Raw genomic sequence first — 18,178 nt, forward strand, 5'->3', positions numbered from 1 at the left:
CCACAAGGAGATCTCCTCTTGAACATCACCGCAAGCACAGCGCTGGTCACCGGGGCCAACAGAGGCCTGGGAGCCAGGTTCGTCGCCGAGCTCCTGACCGGCGGAGTCACCAAGGTGTACGCCGCCGCGCGCGACCCGAAGTCCGTCGATCCGGCGATCGCGGCCGACCCCCGGGTGCGGACCCTCGCACTCGACATCACCGATCAGGCCAGTGTGGACGCGGCGGTGTCGGTCGCGTCCGACGTGAACCTCCTGATCAACAACGCCGGCGTACTCGGCTTCGGAAGTGCCCTGGAAGGCGACCTCGACCTCTTCGGGCGCGACATGCACACGAACTACCTCGGGACCGTCCGCGTCACCCGCGCCTTCGTTCCCGTGCTGGCATCAAACGGCCCCGCAGTCATCGCCAACGTGCTCACGTTGATCGCTCTCGCCCCCGTCGGCCCGATGGCCGGCTACTCGGCCTCCAAAGCCGCGGCGCATTCCTTCACCCAAGCCCTGCGGGCCGAGGTACGGGATCGCGGGATCGAGGTCGTCGGCGCCTACCCAGGCGGAATCGACACCGACATGCTCGCGGGCGTCGAAGCAGACAAGGCCGCCCCTGAAGAGGTGGCCCGCAGAATCGTTGCGGGCATCGCTGCCGGCGACACGGTGATCTGGCCGGACGACGCCTCAGCGGGCGCCGGCAAGGTCTACCTCGGAGATCCGCTCCAACTCGAACGGCTGCTAGCCGGCTGACCTGGATCCTGGTCGGCCTGAGGCGATTCGACGGTGGCGGTTGCGCGGAGGCGGGCGAGGGCTGTGGCGCTGGGGGTGTCCGGCTCGGCGTGGTAGACGACGAGTTCCTGGCCGGGGGCGGAGCGCACGTCGAAGGCGTTGATCTGCAAGGTGAGTTCGCCGACCTCAGGGTGGTGGAACCGCTTGCTCGTCATTCGGGTACCTCGCGCCTCGTGCTTGTCCCACAGGGCGACGAAGTCCGGGCTGGCCTGGCTGAGTTCCTCGATCACCTGGCGGATGCGCGGGTCGTCGGGACTGCGCCCTTGCTGGAGCCGGAACCCGGCCACCGTGTATCGGGCGACTTCGTCCCAGTCGGGATAGAAGGACCGCGCGTCCGGGTCGAGGAAGATCTTCGCCATCAGGTTGGGCCCCTGCTGGAACCCGTCGAACAACGCGTACGCCGGCGCGTTGCCGGCCAGGATGTCGAAGGCCCGCCCGAGCACGATCGCCGGGTTGTCCGGCCACATCTCCAGCAGCCGCAGCAACTGAGGGTCGACCTGCTCCGGGGCCGCCGGACGGACCGGCACCGGCAGCAGCCCGGCCAGCCGGAAGAGATGCAGGTGAGCGTCGTCGTCCAGCCGCAGCACCTGGCTGAGCGCATCGAGGACCTGGGCCGACGGATTCCGCTCCCGCCCTTGCTCCAGGCGGATGTAGTAGTCGACGCTCACCCCGGCCGCCATCGCGACTTCCTCGCGGCGCAGCCCCGGAACCCGCCGTACGCCGTGGGTCGGCAGGCCGATCAGCTCCGGGGTGACCTGCGCCCGCCTGGCGCTGAGGTACTCACCGAGAGCGGTCGTCGCCATCCAGGAATTCTAGCCAAGCCGGCACCCGGTCACTGCTGTCCCTGCGCTGCGACGGACACCTTCTCCCACTTCTCCCATTCGGCGAGCCGTCGCTGATAGATGCCACGCACGATGGAGGCGGCCTGAGCGCCGAAGAGCACCCGCAACGGCGGCTCCGGAGCATCGACGACTTGGAGCAGCGCCTGCGCGGCAGCGGCCGGCGTACCGGGGCTCTGGGCGCCTCGACGCGCGGCGGCCTCGTCACGCATGGGGTTGTAGGCGTCCAGCGGATCGCTCCGCCGCGCCGACGACCCGGCCCAGTCGGTGTCGAAGCCGCCCGGCTCGACGATCGTGACGCGGATCCCGAACCGGGCCACCTCCGCGGCGAGAGACTCGCTCAAAGCCTCCAGAGCCCATTTGGACGCGTGATACGCGCCCAGATTGGCGAAGGCGCCGACACCACCGATCGAGGAGATCTGTACGACGTGACCGCGCCCGCGTTCGCGCATCCCCGGCAGCGCCGCCTGGGTCACCCGCAGGGCGCCGAAGACGTTGGTCTCCAACTGCTCTCGCAGGTCGTTCGCGGTCAGCTCCTCGAAAGCACCGAAGTGCCCGTAGCCGGCGTTGTTGACCACGATGTCGAGGCCGCCCAGCTGTGCTTCGGCGGTGTGGACGGTCGCATCGACGCTCGCGCTGTCGGTGACGTCGAGAGCGAGCGGTACGAAGGTGTCGGGGTACTGCGAGGCGAACTCGTCCAGGGTGCCCGTGTCGCGAGCCGTGGCAGCCACGTGGTCGCCACGCTGCAGAGCGGCGCGGGCGAACTCCCGGCCGAGGCCGCGAGAGGCCCCGGTGATCAGCCAGTTCTTGGTCATCAGTGTGTTCATGTCGTCCACTCTGGTCGCGGAGACCGCGGCCAAGAAGGGCACAGTGTGCCTGGGAGCAGCGCACCCACCCAGGCGGAGCGGACGGGATCTGTCGGTGACCGCAGGTAGTGTCTGGCCGTGGACGTTGGGGAGCGGATTCAGGAACTTGCCGATCAGATCGTCGTACTGCGCGATGCCTACTACCGGGGTTCGCCGGTGGTCGCCGACGCCGAGTACGACGCGATCGAGGACGAACTGCGGTCGCTGATCGAGGCCAACCCCGAGTCGGCCCCCGACCCGAACCCGCTCGAGCAGGTGGGCGCGCCCGCGGTACTGCACGCGCCGGTCCGGCACTCGCGGCCGATGCTCTCGCTGGAGAAGGCCACCCGCCCCGAGCAGGTGGAAGCCTTCTTCAACCGCTTCCCCGGCCAGTCGGTGGTGGTGATGCCGAAGCTGGACGGCCTGTCACTGGCCCTGGTCTACGAGAACGGGAAGCTGGCGCGAGCGATCACCCGTGGTGACGGGACGACCGGCGACGACGTGACCCCGCTGGTGCGGGCCCTCACCGACGGAGTCCCGGCGAAGCTCGCCGTACCGGGCCTAATCGAGGTTCGCGGCGAGGCGGTGATGCTGCGCTCGACGTTCGCCGCCTACAACGCTGCCCACCCGGACAAGCCGCTGATCAACCCGAGAAACGCCGCCGCGGGCACCCTGCGGGCGAAGGATCCGGCCACCGTCGCCGAGCGCCGCCTGCAGTTCCTCGCCTTCGACCTGCTCAGCGACACCGACGACGCCGACGCGGATCTGGAGCGCGCGCTGCAGACGCTCGGGTTCACCGTCGCGGAGATGCGGCACTGCGATGACGCTGCCGCCGCCCAGGCGGTCATCACCACGATCGAGCAGCAGCGCAACGACCTGGACTACGACCTCGATGGCGCCGTACTGCGGTTGGCCGACCGCGGCGCGTACGCCGCCGCCGGCACCCGGTCAAGCTCACCGCGAGGCGCACTGGCGTTCAAGTTCGCCGCCGAGGAGAAGACCACCGTGCTGGCCGATGTCGTCTGGGACGTCGGCAAAACCGGCAAGATCGCGCCGGTCGCCTGGCTCGAGCCGGTCTTCGTGGGCGGTACGACGGTCACTCGCGCGACGCTGGCCAACCAGGAGGTGATCCGGGCCCGCGGCATCAAGATCGGCGACACGGTGCTGGTCCGCCGCGCGGGTGACGTGATCCCGTTCGTCGCGGGTGTGCTCGACGCGTCCAAGCGCACCGGCGCTGAGCGAGACATCGTGCCGCCGGCCGTGTGCCCGTCCTGCGAGCAGCCGTTGATCGAGCAGGGCAACAGCCGCGAACTGTTCTGCACGAACGTCGCCTGCCCGGCCCAGACCGTCCGGCGGCTCATCCACTGGGCGTCCCGCGCGGCGGCCGACATCGACGCGATCGGCGGGGTCTGGATCGAGCGGCTGGCCGAAGCCGGCATCCTGGAGAATCCCTCGGACTTCTACCAGCTGACGAAGGAGAAGCTGCTGGAGTTCGATCGGGTCGGCGAGGTCTCGGCGACGCGGATGATCGAGTCGATCGACGCGAGCCGTGAGGTCGGCCTGCGCCGGGCGCTGATCGGGCTGGCGATCCCGATGGCCTCCGAGGGCACCGCGACCAGGCTCTGCCGAGCGGGCTTCGTTTCGCTGGAAGAGGTTGCCGAGGCGGGCGTCGACGCCTTGGTCGCAGTCGACGACATCGGGCTCAAGGTGGCCACCTCGCTGAGCGAGCACCTCGCCCGGTTGCGCCCGGAGCTCGAGCGGCTTCGCGCGGCCGGGGTCTCGCTCGACGTCCGCGAGGAAGACCTCCCGCCGGTCGTCGCCGCCGGAGCACCACTGGCCGGCAAGACGGTGGTCGTCACCGGCTCGATCAGCGACCCACGCTCCGGCGAGAAGGTCACCCGTCCCGCCTTCCAGCGACTCTGCGAGAAGGCCGGCGCGACCATCGCCTCCTCGGTCTCGGCCAGTACCGACTTCCTCATCACCGGCGCCGATGTCGGCGCGGCCAAACTCACCAAGGCCGAGAAGCTCGGCGTCACCGTCGTCGACCAGTCCGAGATCTGGCAACAACTCCAGGCCGCCGACCTCCTCCCCCGCTGACTCCCGCGCCGACCGGCGGCTGCCGGTCGGCGCGGTACCGATTGATGGCATAGTGCGCACGCTGGGGTGGTCGGGGCGAGTGGGGAGATGTGCTGGCATGTGGCGGGACAGAGCGCGGTACTGGTTCGACAGCACGATGTCTCGCGGTACTCCGGCGCTGATCGGCTGGCTCGGACTGGCCTCCGCACTGCTGGTGCTGGCCACGTCGGGCCTGCTGCTGGTGCTCGCACCGACAGACGCCAAGGGCCACGGCGGGTGGCACGGCGTGCTGTGGATGAGCCTGTTGCGGACTCTCGACCCCGGCACGATGGGAGGCGACCAGGGCGGCCTGTTCTTCCTGGCCTTGATGCTGGCGGTGACCCTGGGCGGGATCTTCATCGTCAGCTCGTTCATCGGTGTGCTGACCACCGGCCTGGAGAACAAGATCACCGTCCTGCGCAAGGGCAGGTCACGGATCGTCGAGCAGGACCACACGGTCGTGCTCGGCTGGTCCGAGCAGATCTTCACCGTGGTCTCGGAACTGGCGCAGGCGAACCAGACCAATCGGCGGTCCTGCGTCGCCATCCTCGCCGACCGGGACAAGGTCGAGATGGAGGACGCGATCCGCGCCCGCGTTCCCGACCTCGGCCGGACCCAGGTGGTCTGCCGGACCGGCAACCCGCTGCGTCCGGCCGATCTGGACCTGGTGGCCCTGCGGTCGGCGCGCTCGGTGATGGTCCTGCCACCCGATACCGACGACGCCGACATCCAGGTGATCAAGGTGCTGCTGTCGCTCGGCTCCCGTGCGACCGAGGCGGACGGTCCGCGCGTCGTCGCGGCGGTGGCCGACTCTGCGAACCTCCCGGCGGCGCAGCTGGCCGGCGGGCCGCGCGCACAGTTGATCGGCGCGGACGACCTCGCCGTACGGCTGCTCGTCAACGCGCACCGGCAGTCCGGGCTGTCCGCGGTCTGTGCCGACCTGCTCGCGTTCGCGGGCAACGAGTTCTATCTGAAGACGGAGCCGAGCTTGAGCGGATCCACCTTCGCAGCGGCGGTGCACGCCTACGAACTCGGCGTACCGGTCGGTCTGCGGCACGGGGACGACAGCATCGAGCTCAATCCACCGGGCGACTTCCCGATCCGCGACGGCGACGAGCTGATCGTGCTGGCCGAGGACGACACCATGATCCGGCTCGCCCAGACCCCACCGCGCGTGGTCGAGCACGCGATCGCACCTCCCACGGACCGGCCGCCCGCGCCCACCCGCACCTTGATGATCGGCTGGAACAAGCGGGCACCGCAGATCCTCGAACTCCTCGACGCCTTCGCCTACACCGGTTCCGTACTCCGGATCGCCGGCCCCGAGCCGATCGCGGACCAGTTCGGCGGCTACCCGAATCTCGCCGTCACCACGACGATCTGCGAGCCCACCAACCGGGCTCAGCTCGAGGCGCTCGATGTCACCGGCTACCAGCACCTGATCGTGCTGGCCGCGGACGACCTGGGTGTCCAGGAGGCCGATGCGCGCACGTTGGTGACGTTGCTGCACCTTCGCGACCTGGCGCGGTCGCTGGAGATCCCGTACTCGATCGTCAGCGAGATCAACGACGACGCCAACCGCGAGATCGCCGAGGTGACCCGGGCCGACGACTTCGTGGTCAGCGACAAGCTGATCAGCCTGCTGCTCACCCAGCTGACCGAGAACCGCCATCTGGCGAAGGTCTTCGAGGACCTGTTCAATCCCACCGGCGCCGAGATCTACCTCAAACCCGCGACCGACTACCTGCGGCCGGACACCGACGCGACCTTCGCCACGATCGTCGAAGCCGCTCGCCGGCTGGGTGAGACCGCGATCGGCTACCGCGTCCACGACGAGTTCTACCGGCCGCCGGCGTACGGCGTCGTACTCAATCCACCGAAGAACGCGCCGGTCACGCTGACCGCCCTGGACCGGGTCGTCGTCCTCGCCGAGAACTGATCCAGGCGTCAGCACGCGGCGAATTGGTTGCGGGCGTGTGGCGGAGTCGTCACAGTCCGGAAAGGCTTGTTGCCGGGTCAGGTTTGCGGGTACCGGAAGAGCGTTGATCGTCAGGAGGTGGCGATGCGCGTCGCGGACCGGTACGAGCTCGAAGCTGTCATCGGCCAGGGCGGGATGGGCCAGGTGTGGCGCGCCACCGATGCGGTTCTCGGCCGGCCGGTGGCGGTCAAACTGCTCAAGCAGGGCCGGACCGGCCGGGAGGCCGCCGCGATGTTTCGCCGGGAGGCGCAAGCGGCAGCGGTCGTCAACAGTCCTCACGTCGTCGGCGTGCACGACTTCGGTCCGCACAACCAGAGCTTCTACCTGGTGATGGAGCTTGTCGTAGGCAACACTCTGGCCGCCGCTCTGCAGCAGTTCGGCCCGTTCAGTCCGCCGGCCGCCGCGGAGGTCGTCGGCCAGACGGCGGACGGACTGTCGGCGGCCCACGACCAGGGCGTGATCCACCGCGACATCAAGCCCAGCAACCTGCTGATGGCCGACGACGGCACGATCAAGATCGCCGACTTCGGCATCGCCTGCTTCCTGAACCACAGCGCGGAAGATCAGGTTCCGCAGCAAGGAGTGCTCGGCACCAGCTACTACCTCGCGCCCGAACGGGCGCGGGCCGAGCCGGTCGGGCCGGCTGCCGACATCTACTCACTCGGGTGCGTCCTCTATCAGCTTCTGACCGGCGCGCCGCCCTTCCTCGCCGACACCCCGACCGGTGTACTGCGTCAGCATCTGGTCGGCGTGCCGGCACGGCCGGCCCGCGTCGGCAGCGGTTTCGGCCGCCAGCTGCTCCGCATGCTGGCGAAGGACCCCGCTGACCGGCCCGATGCGGACGAGGTGGCTGCCTGGTGCCGGCGGATCTCTGCGGACCATCCGGCTCATCCACCGGCGGATGCTGAGCTCTTCGCGGGCCCCACCACCCAACTGCAGACCGTGAGCAGCCGGTACGAAAGAACTTCGGCGTGCCAGCTCTCACTGAAAGAGACTGTTTGATTACACTAGGTACTCACCTGGGTACAGGGATGCTGCCTCGGAGAACGGTCACCTTCGCGAAAGCAGGGTCTCTGGATGTCGAAACCCGCGTGCTGCCTGCTGTCCCTGACGGTCTTCCTCGGCATCGCCGGGTGCAGCGACGTGCCCCCGGAGCTGCCGGCCTCCGAGCAGCTCGCTGAACATCCGGCCGCGGCTGCCGTGACGCCGAAACCCAAGCCTCCGGCGCCACCGCAGGCGCAGTTGCCGCGGGGTGGCCGCCTGATCTTCCCGGCTCATCAGCTGGTCGCCTTCGTCGGCGCGCCGGGCTCACCCGCACTGGGTCCGCTCGACGCCGACCTCGACGAGCGAGCCCGACGACTGGAGCGGCTGGCGACGTCGTACCGCGGTGGCCGGTCGACCCTTCCCGTGATGGAGCTGATCGTCGTCACGGCACAGGGCTCGGCCGGACGCGACGGCATGTACCGGTCCCGGATCGACCCGGCGCAGATCGGCAAGTACCTCGCGGTCGCGCGCAAGTACCGGATGCTCTTGATGCTTGACGTGCAGCCAGGCCGCGCCAACCCGGTCGACGAGGTACGACGGCTCGAACCGTGGCTCCGGCTGCCGGACGTCGGTCTGGCGGTGGACCCTGAGTGGCAGGTCGGGCCCGGTCAGGTGCCGGGCCGGGTCTTCGGCCGGACGACCGGGCCCCAGCTGAACGCGATCGCCGCCTATTTGTCCACGCTCGTCACCCGGTACAGGCTTCCGGAGAAGCTCTTCGTTTTTCACCAGCTGGCCAAGCCGATCGTGCGCGACGAGACCGCGGTTCGCACCTATCCGGGTGTGGCGACGGTGAAATCCGTCGACGGGATCGGCAGCCGGGCGCAGAAGCTGGCCACCTATCGCGGATTGACGACGAAGCTCCCGCGGGGCGTTCGCAGCGGGTTCAAGCTCTTCTACCAGGAGGACACCCGGCACGGGGTACTGATGACACCGGCGCAGGTTCTCGCTGTGCGACCACGCCCCGAGCTGGTGATCTACGAATGACCGGCCTGACCCGGCGGAGCTTCCTCGCGGCGGCCGTATCGTCGACGGTGCTGGCTGGTTGCGCCGACACGGCCGCAGACACCGCGCCAGTCGTGAGCGGCTCGCGACCTACGCAGCCGACGCCGACACCCCGCCGTACGGCGCGACCCCGGCTGCCGGCCGGTGTCCACGCCAACAAGCTCGGCCTGATCCCGGTGCTCATGCATCACCGGCTGGTTGCGTCGAATCCCGGCAGCTATGACCTGACCCCCGCCTACTTCCGGGCGGAACTCGACCGCCTGTACCGCGAGAACTACTACCCCGTCCGCGCCATCGACCTGGTCAGCCGGAACCTGGACTCGGTTCCACCGGGGAAGACGCCCGTGGTCCTGACGTTCGACGACGGCACTCCGGGACAGGTCGCCTTCGACGCCGGCGGCCAGGTCGCCCCGGACTGCGCATTGGGGATCCTGCGAGCCTTCCACGCCCGGCACCCCGACTTTCCGGCCGTTGCGACGTTCTACGTCAACAAGAATCCGTTCGGCCTGACGGGCGCCGCTGCCGCCCAGGCTCTGGTCCGCTTGAACGACCTCGGCTGCGAGGTCGGCAACCACACCTGGAGCCACCCGAATCTGCACACGCTGACCCGGGCACAGGCCGAAGCCGAGATCGGCAGCCTGGCCGCCCTGGTGAGCCGTGCCATTCCGATGGCCCCACCGCGGACGCTGGCCCTCCCCTTCGGAGCCCACCCTCGCGACCCCGGCGTCCTGGCTCGCGGCGGAGCAGGCGGTACGGCGTACCGGAATCTCGGTGTGCTGCTCGTCGGGGCCGAGCCGAGCCACTCGCCCTTCCATCCCGGCTTCGACCCGATGGCGATCCCGCGGATCCGCTGCAGCTCGCGGGACGGCGAGCTCGAGTTCACCTACTGGCTCGACCGCCTCGCTCGCCGGACCGCCCTGAAGTTCATTGCCGGCGGCAACTCAATCGGCGTTGCCAACGGCATCTTTCAGTCGCCGGTCTGGGAGTTGGGGGCGTGCACCGGCTTCGACTGCGTGGAGGAGCGCTGGCGAAGATAGACGGAGCCGCCGATGATCGCCGCCACGGCGAGGAACTCGCTCTGCCAGTTCTGGAACGACTCGAACCAGAACTGCGACGTGTGGACGTACTGCCAGGTCGTGACGGCCTGCCCGCCGTGCAGTTGCTGGTCCTGGCTGTAGGCACGGGCACCGGTCACCGCATGTAGCCAGATCGACAGAGCGAACACCAGGCCGAAGGCGATCGCGAGCGAGTTCTCGTACAACCTCAGCACCAGCTCGGAGCCACGCCGTACCGGCCAGGGCGCCTCCGGATCGTTGCGGTGGTTGCGCGGATCCTCGTCCTGCGGCGCGTCCTCGTCGATGGGACGCGATTCCGCCGACCCCTTCTGCACCAGGAAGGTCGTCAACAGCACGTACATCCCCATCTGCAGGAACTCCGACTCCCAGTTCTCGAAGACGGTCTCACCGAACGAGGAGGACCCGGCATACTGCAGCAGTGTCTGGGTCGGCTGATCGTGATCGGTCAGATCCTCGTTCTCGTGCGCGTGACCGGTCAGCAGTACGCCGAGCAGGAACAGCGCGAACAAGGCGAGGTTGACCAGCAGCAAGGCGCGGAACCGCACCCACTGCCCTACGCCGCCACGCCGGCCCACGGCAACCTTCGAATCGTCCATGCCCGGCCAGTACCCACCAGCGAACGAACCGGACACCGGACCGGCCCGCTGGTTTTCGAAGCCGTCCACCGGGCACTGGGGATCCAGGAACCAACGAGACGGAGCTGGTCATGTCGATCCTGGACCGATTCAAGCGCTGGCGCCTGGCCCACCAGGTCAACGAGGCGGACGCACCCGCGGACACCACGACGGCCATGACGAGGGCGGAAGGCGGCGACCCGCGAGGCGGCACGCCGGCCACCACCGGCACCGGTTCCAGCGGCGACTTCGTCGGCCGGGTCGCCGGCGACGAGGCCGAAACCGGCCCGAGCGGCGCCGAGGCCCGCGCCGCCGGCACCAAGGACACCCCTGAAGAACGCTGAGGAGATCGGACATCGAGGAACTCGGTCCGAGCTCCGGCGAGATCGGCCAGGGCGCCGACGAGATCGGTCCGGACACCGGCGAGATTGGTTGCCGACGGCATCTCGCGCTCCGGGCCCGGGGCAACCGGTTTGCCCGTCAGGTGATCCGGGTACCGAAAGGCGTCTTATCGTCGCACCAGCCGGGAGATCGTGATGCCGGGCAAGTCGTCGAACGTGAAGAACGAGAAACAGTACGAGGCGCTCAAGGACAAGGGAATGTCCAAGGAGCGCGCCGCCAAGATCGCCAATTCGCCGAAGGCGAGCGAACACGGTGGCAAGCAGAGCGGCAAGGGTGGTAACAGCAGCCAGGGCGGCACCACCGCGCAGAAGAAGGAAGCCGGCCGCAAGGGCGGAAAGGCAGCGGCCAAGAAGAGCTAATGTCCCGGACTACCGGACCGGGGCGTTCCGCAATAGCATCGAAGGCAGCCGAAGGGCCTGGCCTGGTGCCTCCCCCCGCACCGCCGGGTCCTTCGCCCGCCCCCTTTTCCGCCCGCTAGTCGGTCTCGGCCGTCTTGGTCGTGACGCGCTGAGCGGCCTTGTCGAACAAACGGTCGGGCACCAGCCGGCGGATCTTGGGCACCACCGCGGCGGCCGCGCCGACCGGGTACCGCGTCCGCGGTTTCGCACTCGTCACCGCGTGCTCGATCACCGCGGCGACCTTCGCCGAGCTCGCGCCGTTCTTCGACGCGCTCCGCAGCGACTCGCGGAAGGCGTTGATCCTGTCCGCATACCGCTCGGAGGCCGGCAACCGGTCGAGCGTTTCGACCGCCTTGGCCCACAGCGGCGTCGCGATCGGCCCCGGCTCGACGATCGAGACCCAGATCCCCTCCGGCGCCAACTCCTGACGCCAGGCGTCCCCGATCGCCTCGATCGCGTACTTCGAGGCGTGGTACGCACCGGCGAACTGCACCGAGACCAGGCCGCCCACGGAGCCGACGAACACGATCCGGCCGCCGTGGCCACGCCGGAGCAGCGGAAGGACGCTCTGGGTGACCGCGACGGGGCCGATCACGTTGACCTCCAGTTGCTGCCGGAGGCTCTCGATCGGCAGAAGTTCGAGCGGGCCCGCGATCCCCTGTCCCGCGACGTTGACGACCGCGGTCAGCGGGTCCCCGCCGAGCTGCGACGCCACCGCCTCGGCCAGGCTTTCGACCGAGGCCTGGTCGGTGACGTCGACAGCGTGAACGCTCAGCGCGGGTGACGCCTGCCGAGCAAGGATCTCGCCGTCCGCGAGGTCGTGCACGGCAGCGAACACCCGGATCCCGGCGCGGTCCAGCCGAAGCGCTGTGTTCGCTCCGATCCCGCTGCCCGCGCCGGTCAGGAGAACAGAAGTCATCGTCCCGCGTCCGGCCGATCGACGTCGCCGCGCCAGCCGCCGGTCTCGTGACCGCGCTTCTCGATGAACTCCTTGAAGCGCCGCAGGTCGCCCTTGACCCGGTGACTGATCAGGCCGGTCTTGTCCGCGACGTTCTCGGCGATCCCCTCCGGCTCCAGGTCCATCTGGGCCGTCACCCGGGTCTTGGTGTCGTCGAGCCGGTGGAAGGTGATCACACCCGCATGGCGTGGCTCCGAGTCGGAGGTCCAGGCGACCCGCTCTTCCGGGTGCTGCTCGGTGATGGTGGCGTCGAACTCGCGGGTGACGCCCGCGATGCTGGTCACCCAGTGCGTGTGGGTGGCGTCGAGCTGCCTGATCTCGTCGACGCCTTCCATGAACTGCGGGAACGACTCGAACTGCGTCCACTGGTTGTAAACCGCGGTGATCGGCGCCTCGACGTCGACCGACTCAGTGGTGTTGCCCATCTGTGGTTCCTCCCTAGGCCCCGGTACTGCGAGGCGAGTTGTGCACTGGTTCGTCCCGCCCCCAGTACCCAGCGATTTCAGGGGAAACCTGAAACCTATGCACGCCTGCGCCGCACCTTCCAGCCCGCGCCCGCCACCGCGGCGGCCACCGTCGTACCGGCGAGCGGTCGCAGCCAGTGGCGGCCCCAGCGCCCGTACTCGCCGTCTCCCCGCGGACTCGGTGCCGGCACGTTGCCGGGATGGGCGCCGACCTTGTCGCGGGACAGTCCGCCCGCCTTCATCAGCGGGGTGACCAAGCGGTCGAACACGCCCGGCAGCCACCGGAATCCGAACAGGGTCAGCCGATTGGCCACGCCGACCGACGTCGCCCGCCGCGGCCGGTCGGCGAGTCGCACGATGCGCCGGGCGACCTTCTCGGGTGGGTCGACCGGTGGCGGCGGCCGGCCGATCCGGCCCGCGTAGTTCGCGGCCTGCGAGTAGGCCGGTGTGTTCACCGACCCCGGCCAGACCAGGGCCACCTCGACTCCCGGATCCGGTCGGACCTCGAGCTGCCAGGTCCGGGTCAGGCCGTGAATGGCCCACTTGCTGGCGACGTAGGAACTCAGGTACGGCGTGGCGATCGTGCCCAGCAAGGAACCGACCACGATCAGCGTGCCGCTTCCCTGACTGCGGAAACTGCGCAGAGCCGATCGCCCCACGTTCGCCGTGCCTTGGATGTTGACGGTCAGCACGTGATCGAAGATGTCCGTGGGAACGTCCTCGAAGCGCCCGTACGCAAGGACTGCCGCGGCGTGCACGACAACGTCGATCGCCCCGAACCGCTGCTCGGCGACCACCATCAACTTCTCGACCTCGCCGGCAGCCGCCACGTCCGTCGGTACGACGAGCACCTCGCCGCCATCGGAGACGCACAGTCTCTCGGCGGCGGCGAGACTCTCGGCCGACCGTGCCGCCAGGACGAGCCGAGCGCCCTGCCGCGCAAAGGCGCGCGCGGTCGCGAGCCCGATGCCGCTCGAGGCGCCGGTGACGACGACGACTCGGGTCACGGCGTCAGCAGCACCTTCACGGCGCCGTCCTGCTTCTTCTGGAACATCTCGTACGCCGCGGGGCCTTCGGACAGCGGCAACCGGTGCGTCGCGAAGCCGTCGACCCCGAGCGGGTCGTCATCGGTCAGTAGCGGCAAGATGTCGTCCACCCAGCGGCGCACGTTGCCCTGCCCCATCCGGAGCTGGATCTGCTTGTCGAACATGGTCAGCATCGGCAGCGGATCGGCCGCCCCGCCGTACACGCCGCTCAGCGAGATCGTGCCGCCGCGGCGGACCAGGTCGATCGCCAGGTAGAACGCCGCCAGCCGGTCGACGCCGACCGTCTCCATCATCTTCTCGGCCAGCCCGCTCGGCAGCAGCCCGACGAGTTTGTGCGCGGCCTGCGCCTTCGGCGACCCGTGGGCCTCCATCCCGACCGCGTCGATCACCGAGTCGGGACCACGCCCGTCGGTCAGCTGACGTACCTGCTCGGCCACCTGGTCGGAGTACTCCAGGATCTCGACTCCGCGGGCCTGCGCCCGGCCGAGCCGCTCGGGCACCAGGTCGATGCCGATCACGCGGTAGCCGCGATGGATGCCGATCCTGGCCGCCATGTCACCGATCGGGCCGAGGCCGATCACCGCGAGCGTGCCGCCGTCGGGCACACCGGCGTAATCGACCGCCTGCCAGGCGGTCGGCAGCACGTCCGACAGGAACACGAACCGGTCGTCGGCCGGACCCTCCGGTACGACGATCGGCCCGTACTGCGCCTGCGGCACCCGGAGGTACTCCGCCTGCCCGCCGGGCACCTGGCCGTAAAGCCTGGTGTAGCCGAAGAGCGCGGCGCCCATGCCCTCCTTGCGAACCTGGGTGGTCTCGCACTGCGACTGCAGACCCTGGTCGCACATGAAACAGTGCCCGCACGCGATCCCGAAGGGGATCACCACGCGGTCCCCGGCCTTGAGGTTCGTGACCTCCGAACCGGTCTCGACCACGACGCCCATCGGCTCGTGCCCGAGGACGTCACCCGGTGCGAGGTACGGCGCCATCACTTCGTACAGATGCAGGTCCGAGCCGCAGATGCCGGTCGACGTCACCTGGATGATCGCGTCGGTCGGCTCCTGGATCACCGGATCCGGCACGTCGGAGTACTCGATCTTTCGTTTTCCCTGCCAAGTCAATGCCTTCATACCGGCGGCCGGTACCCGGATCCCCGGCAGCGAACCGAAAGTTGTGCAACCGGCTCAGCGTCGCGCCCGCCGCCACGCCGAGGCGGCCGCGGCAGCCACACCGGCGGTCGCCAGAGCCACTGGTCCGCGGTGCTGCGAGGCCCACAACTGGTAGCTGCGGCTGGTCGACCTGCTGTCGAAGACACCGTGGGTGCCGAAATCCTCTTCGCCCTGCCCGTCGGCCGGTTCCCACAGGTTGGCCGGCGAGTCCGCTGCGTGCGGCTGGTCGGTCTGCTGGGACTTGTACCCCGTCCGGGCCAGGTAGTGGTCGAGGAGACCCGCTGCGAACTTGTTCGCGATCAGCGTCGCCGCCGTCGGACCGCCCACCCAGTACTCGCGGCGCCGCGGGTGGTCGGCGGCGTACAGGATCGCCTTCGCGGCCACCTCGGGCTGGAAGATCGGCGGCACCGGTTGCGGGTGCCTGGGCAGCCTGGACAGCACCCAGGAGAACTGGGGCGTGTTCACCGCCGGCATCTGGACCATCGTCACGTGCACGTTCGACTTGTCGTGCAGCAGTTCGCAGCGCAGCGAGTCGTGGAAGCCCTGGATGGCGTGCTTGGCGCCGCAGTACGCCGATTGCAAGGGGATCCCGCGATACGCGAGCGCGGAGCCGACCTGGACGATCGCACCCCGGTCGCGCGGCTTCATCCGGTCCAGTGCGGCCCGGGTGCCGTAGACGTAGCCGAGATAGGTCACCTCGGTCGCCCGCTTGAACTCGGCCGGCTCGATCTCGGTGAACGGCGCGAAGACCGAGGTGAAGGCGACATTGACCCAGACGTCGATCGGACCGAGTTCGGCCTCGACCCGGGCGGCCGCGCTCTCCACCTGGTCGTAGTCGGCGACGTCGACCGCGATCGGCAGCGCCGTACCGCCGGCCGCTTCGACCTCCTCGACCGCGCCCTTCAGCCCTTCTTCGCCGCGCGCGAGCAGGGCCACCTTCGCCCCTCGCGCCGCGTAGGCGATGGCGGTCGCCCTGCCGATCCCGCCACTGGCCCCGGTCACCACCACGGTCTGGACCTGCCCGTTCACGCTCACAGCCACTGACTCCTTCGTCGTCGGTCCCGGTGCTTCCGGTTCCCACCGCGTGCCGGTTCAACCCGTGACTGAGGGGCGGTTCGCCGGGGTACCGGCACCGGCACCGGAACCCCCGACGGACGGAGCGTTGTGTGACAGAGCAGATTCCCCTCTCCGGCGTCGTACTGGACGCGCCGGATCCGCGCGAGCTGGCGAAGTTCTACCGGCAACTGCTCGGTTGGGAGATCGTTCAGGACGACGAGAACTGGGCGCAGCTGCGGGGGCCTGCCGGCAGCAGCAAGATCTCGATCCAGCGCGAGCCACACCATCGGCCCCCGGCCTGGCCCAGCGAACCCGACCGCCAGCAGATGCAGCTCCACCTCGACTTCGAGATCTCCGACCTCGGGGAGGCCCAGCAACGCGCTGTCAGCGCAGGAGCGACCGTGATGGACTGGCAGCCGCAAGAAGAAGGCGTCCGGATCTTCGCCGACCCGGTCGGGCACGTCTTCTGTCTCTTCCTGCCCGGCTGGTAGCGCCTTGTACTGGGGCGTAACGGCGACGGCTCTGTGACGGGCGGAGGCGTCGGTGCATTATTGGGGCATGGATCAGCCCGGAGGCGCGGAGGCGCTAGGAGACGGCGAGGTGGAGCCGCGGTTCGACACGTTCACAGCCGACGGCATGGCGACGGCGGACGCCTTCGCCCGGCTCGCTGTCGAACTGCACGACTCCGAAGGTGTCGAGGAGACGATCCATGCCGTCGTCGCCTTCGCGATCCAGGCGCTGGACTGTTCGCATGCCGGCGTCGCCACCGCCGGCCGGGGCCGCAAACCCGAGATCCCCGCGGTCACCGATCCGGTCGTCGCCGAGATCTACCGGTCGCAGCTGACCTATGGCAACGGGCCGATGACGGTCTGTATGGACGAGCGGGTGCCGATCCTGGTCACCGACACCGCGGCCGACAACCGCTGGCCCGAGTGGGCGGCGCAGGTCCGCGACCTCGGCGTACGGAGTGTCTTCGACGTGCCGTTGAACTCGGCGGCCGGGACCGTCGGCGTGATGGGGCTGTACAGCAACCGGCCGGACGCCTTCAGCACCGACGACCAGGCCATCGCGCACATCCTTGCCCGGCACGCGACGGTCGCCATCGCGAACGCGCGCCATGACGCCACGATGATCCAGGCCATCGACGCCCGAAAGCTGGTCGGACAGGCGATGGGCATCCTGATGGAGCGCTTCGACCTGGACGGCGACCGCGCCTTCGAAGTACTGCGACGCTACTCCCAGGACAACAACGTGAAACTGCGGGACGTGGCCCAGTACCTCGTCGAGACCCGCCAGCTCCCGACCGCTCGGCACCGCGTGAACGGCAGCCGGCCGACGAGCCCTGCGCCGTAACCGCGCGCACCGGCCGTAGTCGCGGTTCGTGCCCGGCCCAGTCGGCGTCCACCACCTGCCAGCCGCGTCCCGCGGTTCGGGCCGCGCGCGCCGGTGGGTTTCGGCGCGCGCGGCACGGTCTGTCAGGCGGCCGAGGGGAGGGGTTCGAGGCGGTCGCGGAGCGTGTCGAGGATCTGCCGGAGGACCCGGGAGACCTGCATCTGGCTGACGCCGACCTCCCGGCCGATCTCGGACTGCGTCCAGCCCTCGACGAACCGCAGTTCCAGGATCCGCCGCTCGCGCTGACCGAGGTCCGCGAGCACCGGCTGGAGCATGTCCACCGCCTCGAGCTGGCTGACGGCCCGGTCCTCCTCCTCGGCCATGCAGTCGGCCAGCGTGAGCCCTTCTTCCTGCCCGGCCGGACGATCCAGCGACAGGGTGTTGAAACAGCCCCGCGCCGCCATCGCCTGCTCGACCTCGTCCGCCTCGATCCCGAGGTACGACGCGACTTCGTCGATGGACGGCTCTCGCCCGAGCCGTTGTTCCAGCTCCGGCAGTTTCGCCGAGACGGCACCCTGGATCTCCTGCAACCGGCGGGGAATCCGGACCGTCCAGGCACAGTCGCGGAAATACCGCTTCACCTCGCCCCGGATGGTCGGTACCGCGTAGCCGATGAACGGCGTCTCCGCGTCGAGGCGGTACTTGGTGGCCGCCTTCATCAGCCCGAGGAACGCGACCTGCTCCAGGTCCTCGATCTCCGCGCCGCGGCCCCGGAACCGGTGGGCGATACCGCGGGCTATCTCCAGATTCAGCTCGACGATGCGATCGAGCAACTCCTGCTGCTCGGCCGGGTCGCTGCTGCGCTCCCGGAGTTCGAACAGTTCGATCGTCGCCGCCTCCCGGGCGGCCCGATCACCGGCCGACGAACACTGCGCCGGCAGCGACTGCTGACTACTATCGATCACAGAAACAGTCATCTTTGACCTCGCGACATCTCAGTCACGGCGCGGCACATCTCTGGACCGCGGTCAAATGGCCCTTCTCCGTTACCCAGCGAGTTCAG

Annotated in this window: 19 protein-coding genes; 10 read left to right on the plus strand and 9 right to left on the minus strand. The window is 69.2% G+C overall.

Annotated elements, in window-relative coordinates; all coding sequences use genetic code 11:
* Positions 1 to 18: 18 nt before the first annotated feature.
* Positions 19 to 738 carry an SDR family NAD(P)-dependent oxidoreductase gene (locus EV138_RS07735; protein WP_133977715.1) on the plus strand — a complete coding sequence of 240 codons (720 nt, stop codon included), beginning with the start codon at positions 19 to 21 and terminating at the stop codon, positions 736 to 738.
* On the opposite strand, the gene EV138_RS07740 is transcribed toward EV138_RS07735, so the two are convergent.
* Both EV138_RS07740 and EV138_RS07745 read right to left on the minus strand, forming a co-directional pair.
* The gene (locus EV138_RS07740; protein WP_133977716.1) at positions 693 to 1,580 is read right to left on the minus strand and encodes a helix-turn-helix domain-containing protein; all 888 of its coding nucleotides are present in this window, start codon (positions 1,578 to 1,580) and stop codon (positions 693 to 695) included. The genes EV138_RS07735 and EV138_RS07740 overlap by 46 nt on opposite strands.
* 29 nt (positions 1,581 to 1,609) lie before the next feature.
* Positions 1,610 to 2,443, minus strand: coding sequence for an oxidoreductase (locus tag EV138_RS07745; RefSeq protein ID WP_202866666.1), 834 nt, complete (start codon positions 2,441 to 2,443; stop codon positions 1,610 to 1,612).
* Positions 2,444 to 2,560: 117 nt separating this feature from the next.
* Between EV138_RS07745 and ligA the strand changes: the two genes are divergently transcribed.
* From ligA to EV138_RS07770, 5 genes are all read left to right on the plus strand, one after another.
* Positions 2,561 to 4,558 (plus strand): NAD-dependent DNA ligase LigA, encoded by a 1,998-nt coding sequence (gene ligA, locus EV138_RS07750; protein ID WP_133977717.1) that lies wholly within the window; start codon positions 2,561 to 2,563, stop codon positions 4,556 to 4,558.
* Between the two features lie 97 nt (positions 4,559 to 4,655).
* Positions 4,656 to 6,515 carry a CASTOR/POLLUX-related putative ion channel gene (locus EV138_RS07755; protein WP_133977718.1) on the plus strand — a complete coding sequence of 620 codons (1,860 nt, stop codon included), beginning with the start codon at positions 4,656 to 4,658 and terminating at the stop codon, positions 6,513 to 6,515.
* A gap of 123 nt (positions 6,516 to 6,638) precedes the next feature.
* Positions 6,639 to 7,556: a serine/threonine-protein kinase gene (locus tag EV138_RS07760; RefSeq protein ID WP_133977719.1), complete on the plus strand. Its 918-nt coding sequence runs from the start codon at positions 6,639 to 6,641 to the stop codon at positions 7,554 to 7,556.
* Positions 7,557 to 7,631: 75 nt separating this feature from the next.
* Positions 7,632 to 8,582, plus strand: coding sequence for a hypothetical protein (locus tag EV138_RS07765; RefSeq protein ID WP_133977720.1), 951 nt, complete (start codon positions 7,632 to 7,634; stop codon positions 8,580 to 8,582).
* On the plus strand, positions 8,579 to 9,637 hold the full coding sequence (locus EV138_RS07770) for a polysaccharide deacetylase family protein (RefSeq protein WP_133977721.1): 1,059 nt from the start codon (positions 8,579 to 8,581) through the stop codon (positions 9,635 to 9,637). Before EV138_RS07765 ends, EV138_RS07770 begins: the two co-directional genes overlap by 4 nt.
* Here EV138_RS07770 and EV138_RS07775 read toward each other — a convergent pair.
* Positions 9,568 to 10,341, minus strand: a complete 774-nt coding sequence (locus EV138_RS07775; protein WP_238158000.1) for a DUF6766 family protein — start codon at positions 10,339 to 10,341, stop codon at positions 9,568 to 9,570. The genes EV138_RS07770 and EV138_RS07775 overlap by 70 nt on opposite strands.
* A 41-nt stretch (positions 10,342 to 10,382) precedes the next feature.
* On the opposite strand from EV138_RS07775, the gene EV138_RS07780 reads away from it, so the two are divergent.
* Both EV138_RS07780 and EV138_RS07785 read left to right on the plus strand, forming a co-directional pair.
* Positions 10,383 to 10,634 (plus strand): hypothetical protein, encoded by a 252-nt coding sequence (locus EV138_RS07780; RefSeq protein ID WP_133977723.1) that lies wholly within the window; start codon positions 10,383 to 10,385, stop codon positions 10,632 to 10,634.
* Positions 10,635 to 10,826: 192 nt separating this feature from the next.
* The gene (locus EV138_RS07785; RefSeq protein WP_133977724.1) at positions 10,827 to 11,051 is read left to right on the plus strand and encodes a DUF7218 family protein; all 225 of its coding nucleotides are present in this window, start codon (positions 10,827 to 10,829) and stop codon (positions 11,049 to 11,051) included.
* Positions 11,052 to 11,166: 115 nt separating this feature from the next.
* On the opposite strand, the gene EV138_RS07790 is transcribed toward EV138_RS07785, so the two are convergent.
* From EV138_RS07790 to EV138_RS07810, 5 genes are all read right to left on the minus strand, one after another.
* A complete protein-coding gene (locus EV138_RS07790; RefSeq protein ID WP_133977725.1) occupies positions 11,167 to 12,009 on the minus strand; it encodes an SDR family oxidoreductase in 843 nt (280 codons plus the stop codon).
* Positions 12,006 to 12,473, minus strand: a complete 468-nt coding sequence (locus tag EV138_RS07795) for an SRPBCC family protein (RefSeq protein WP_133977726.1) — start codon at positions 12,471 to 12,473, stop codon at positions 12,006 to 12,008. Before EV138_RS07795 ends, EV138_RS07790 begins: the two co-directional genes overlap by 4 nt.
* Before the next feature lie 95 nt (positions 12,474 to 12,568).
* Positions 12,569 to 13,519, minus strand: coding sequence for an SDR family NAD(P)-dependent oxidoreductase (locus tag EV138_RS07800; RefSeq protein ID WP_133977727.1), 951 nt, complete (start codon positions 13,517 to 13,519; stop codon positions 12,569 to 12,571).
* Complete coding sequence (locus EV138_RS07805; protein WP_133977728.1) at positions 13,516 to 14,688, minus strand: zinc-dependent alcohol dehydrogenase; 1,173 nt, start codon at positions 14,686 to 14,688, stop codon at positions 13,516 to 13,518. The genes EV138_RS07800 and EV138_RS07805 overlap by 4 nt, the downstream gene beginning before the upstream one ends.
* A 54-nt stretch (positions 14,689 to 14,742) precedes the next feature.
* A complete protein-coding gene (locus tag EV138_RS07810; RefSeq protein ID WP_238158001.1) occupies positions 14,743 to 15,762 on the minus strand; it encodes an SDR family oxidoreductase in 1,020 nt (339 codons plus the stop codon).
* Between the two features lie 131 nt (positions 15,763 to 15,893).
* Between EV138_RS07810 and EV138_RS07815 the strand changes: the two genes are divergently transcribed.
* Positions 15,894 to 16,274 carry a VOC family protein gene (locus tag EV138_RS07815; RefSeq protein ID WP_202866667.1) on the plus strand — a complete coding sequence of 127 codons (381 nt, stop codon included), beginning with the start codon at positions 15,894 to 15,896 and terminating at the stop codon, positions 16,272 to 16,274.
* 67 nt (positions 16,275 to 16,341) lie between these two features.
* On the plus strand, positions 16,342 to 17,136 hold the full coding sequence (locus tag EV138_RS07820; RefSeq protein WP_133977729.1) for a GAF and ANTAR domain-containing protein: 795 nt from the start codon (positions 16,342 to 16,344) through the stop codon (positions 17,134 to 17,136).
* A 122-nt stretch (positions 17,137 to 17,258) separates the two neighbouring features.
* On the opposite strand, the gene EV138_RS07825 is transcribed toward EV138_RS07820, so the two are convergent.
* Entirely contained in the window at positions 17,259 to 18,092 is an 834-nt protein-coding gene (locus EV138_RS07825) for a SigB/SigF/SigG family RNA polymerase sigma factor (RefSeq protein WP_133977730.1), read from the minus strand.
* Between the last annotated feature and the right edge of the window lie 86 nt (positions 18,093 to 18,178).

The sequence above is a fragment of the Kribbella voronezhensis genome (assembly GCF_004365175.1).
Taxonomy (GTDB): Bacteria; Actinomycetota; Actinomycetes; order Propionibacteriales; family Kribbellaceae; genus Kribbella; species Kribbella voronezhensis.

Bases quoted from the DNA above. Each gene is read 5' to 3' on its own strand.
- EV138_RS07770 (WP_133977721.1), top strand. From the start codon at position 8,579: ATGACCGGCCTGACCCGGCGGAGCTTCCTCGCGGCGGCCGTATCGTCG.
- EV138_RS07785 (WP_133977724.1), top strand. From the start codon at position 10,827: ATGCCGGGCAAGTCGTCGAACGTGAAGAACGAGAAACAGTACGAGGCG.
- EV138_RS07745 (WP_202866666.1), bottom strand. From the start codon at position 2,443: ATGAACACACTGATGACCAAGAACTGGCTGATCACCGGGGCCTCTCGC.
- EV138_RS07795 (WP_133977726.1), bottom strand. From the start codon at position 12,473: ATGGGCAACACCACTGAGTCGGTCGACGTCGAGGCGCCGATCACCGCG.
- EV138_RS07740 (WP_133977716.1), bottom strand. From the start codon at position 1,580: ATGGCGACGACCGCTCTCGGTGAGTACCTCAGCGCCAGGCGGGCGCAG.
- EV138_RS07825 (WP_133977730.1), bottom strand. From the start codon at position 18,092: ATGACTGTTTCTGTGATCGATAGTAGTCAGCAGTCGCTGCCGGCGCAG.
- EV138_RS07765 (WP_133977720.1), top strand. From the start codon at position 7,632: ATGTCGAAACCCGCGTGCTGCCTGCTGTCCCTGACGGTCTTCCTCGGC.
- EV138_RS07790 (WP_133977725.1), bottom strand. From the start codon at position 12,009: ATGACTTCTGTTCTCCTGACCGGCGCGGGCAGCGGGATCGGAGCGAAC.
- EV138_RS07760 (WP_133977719.1), top strand. From the start codon at position 6,639: ATGCGCGTCGCGGACCGGTACGAGCTCGAAGCTGTCATCGGCCAGGGC.
- EV138_RS07805 (WP_133977728.1), bottom strand. From the start codon at position 14,688: ATGAAGGCATTGACTTGGCAGGGAAAACGAAAGATCGAGTACTCCGAC.
- EV138_RS07755 (WP_133977718.1), top strand. From the start codon at position 4,656: ATGTGGCGGGACAGAGCGCGGTACTGGTTCGACAGCACGATGTCTCGC.
- EV138_RS07780 (WP_133977723.1), top strand. From the start codon at position 10,383: ATGTCGATCCTGGACCGATTCAAGCGCTGGCGCCTGGCCCACCAGGTC.
- EV138_RS07820 (WP_133977729.1), top strand. From the start codon at position 16,342: ATGGATCAGCCCGGAGGCGCGGAGGCGCTAGGAGACGGCGAGGTGGAG.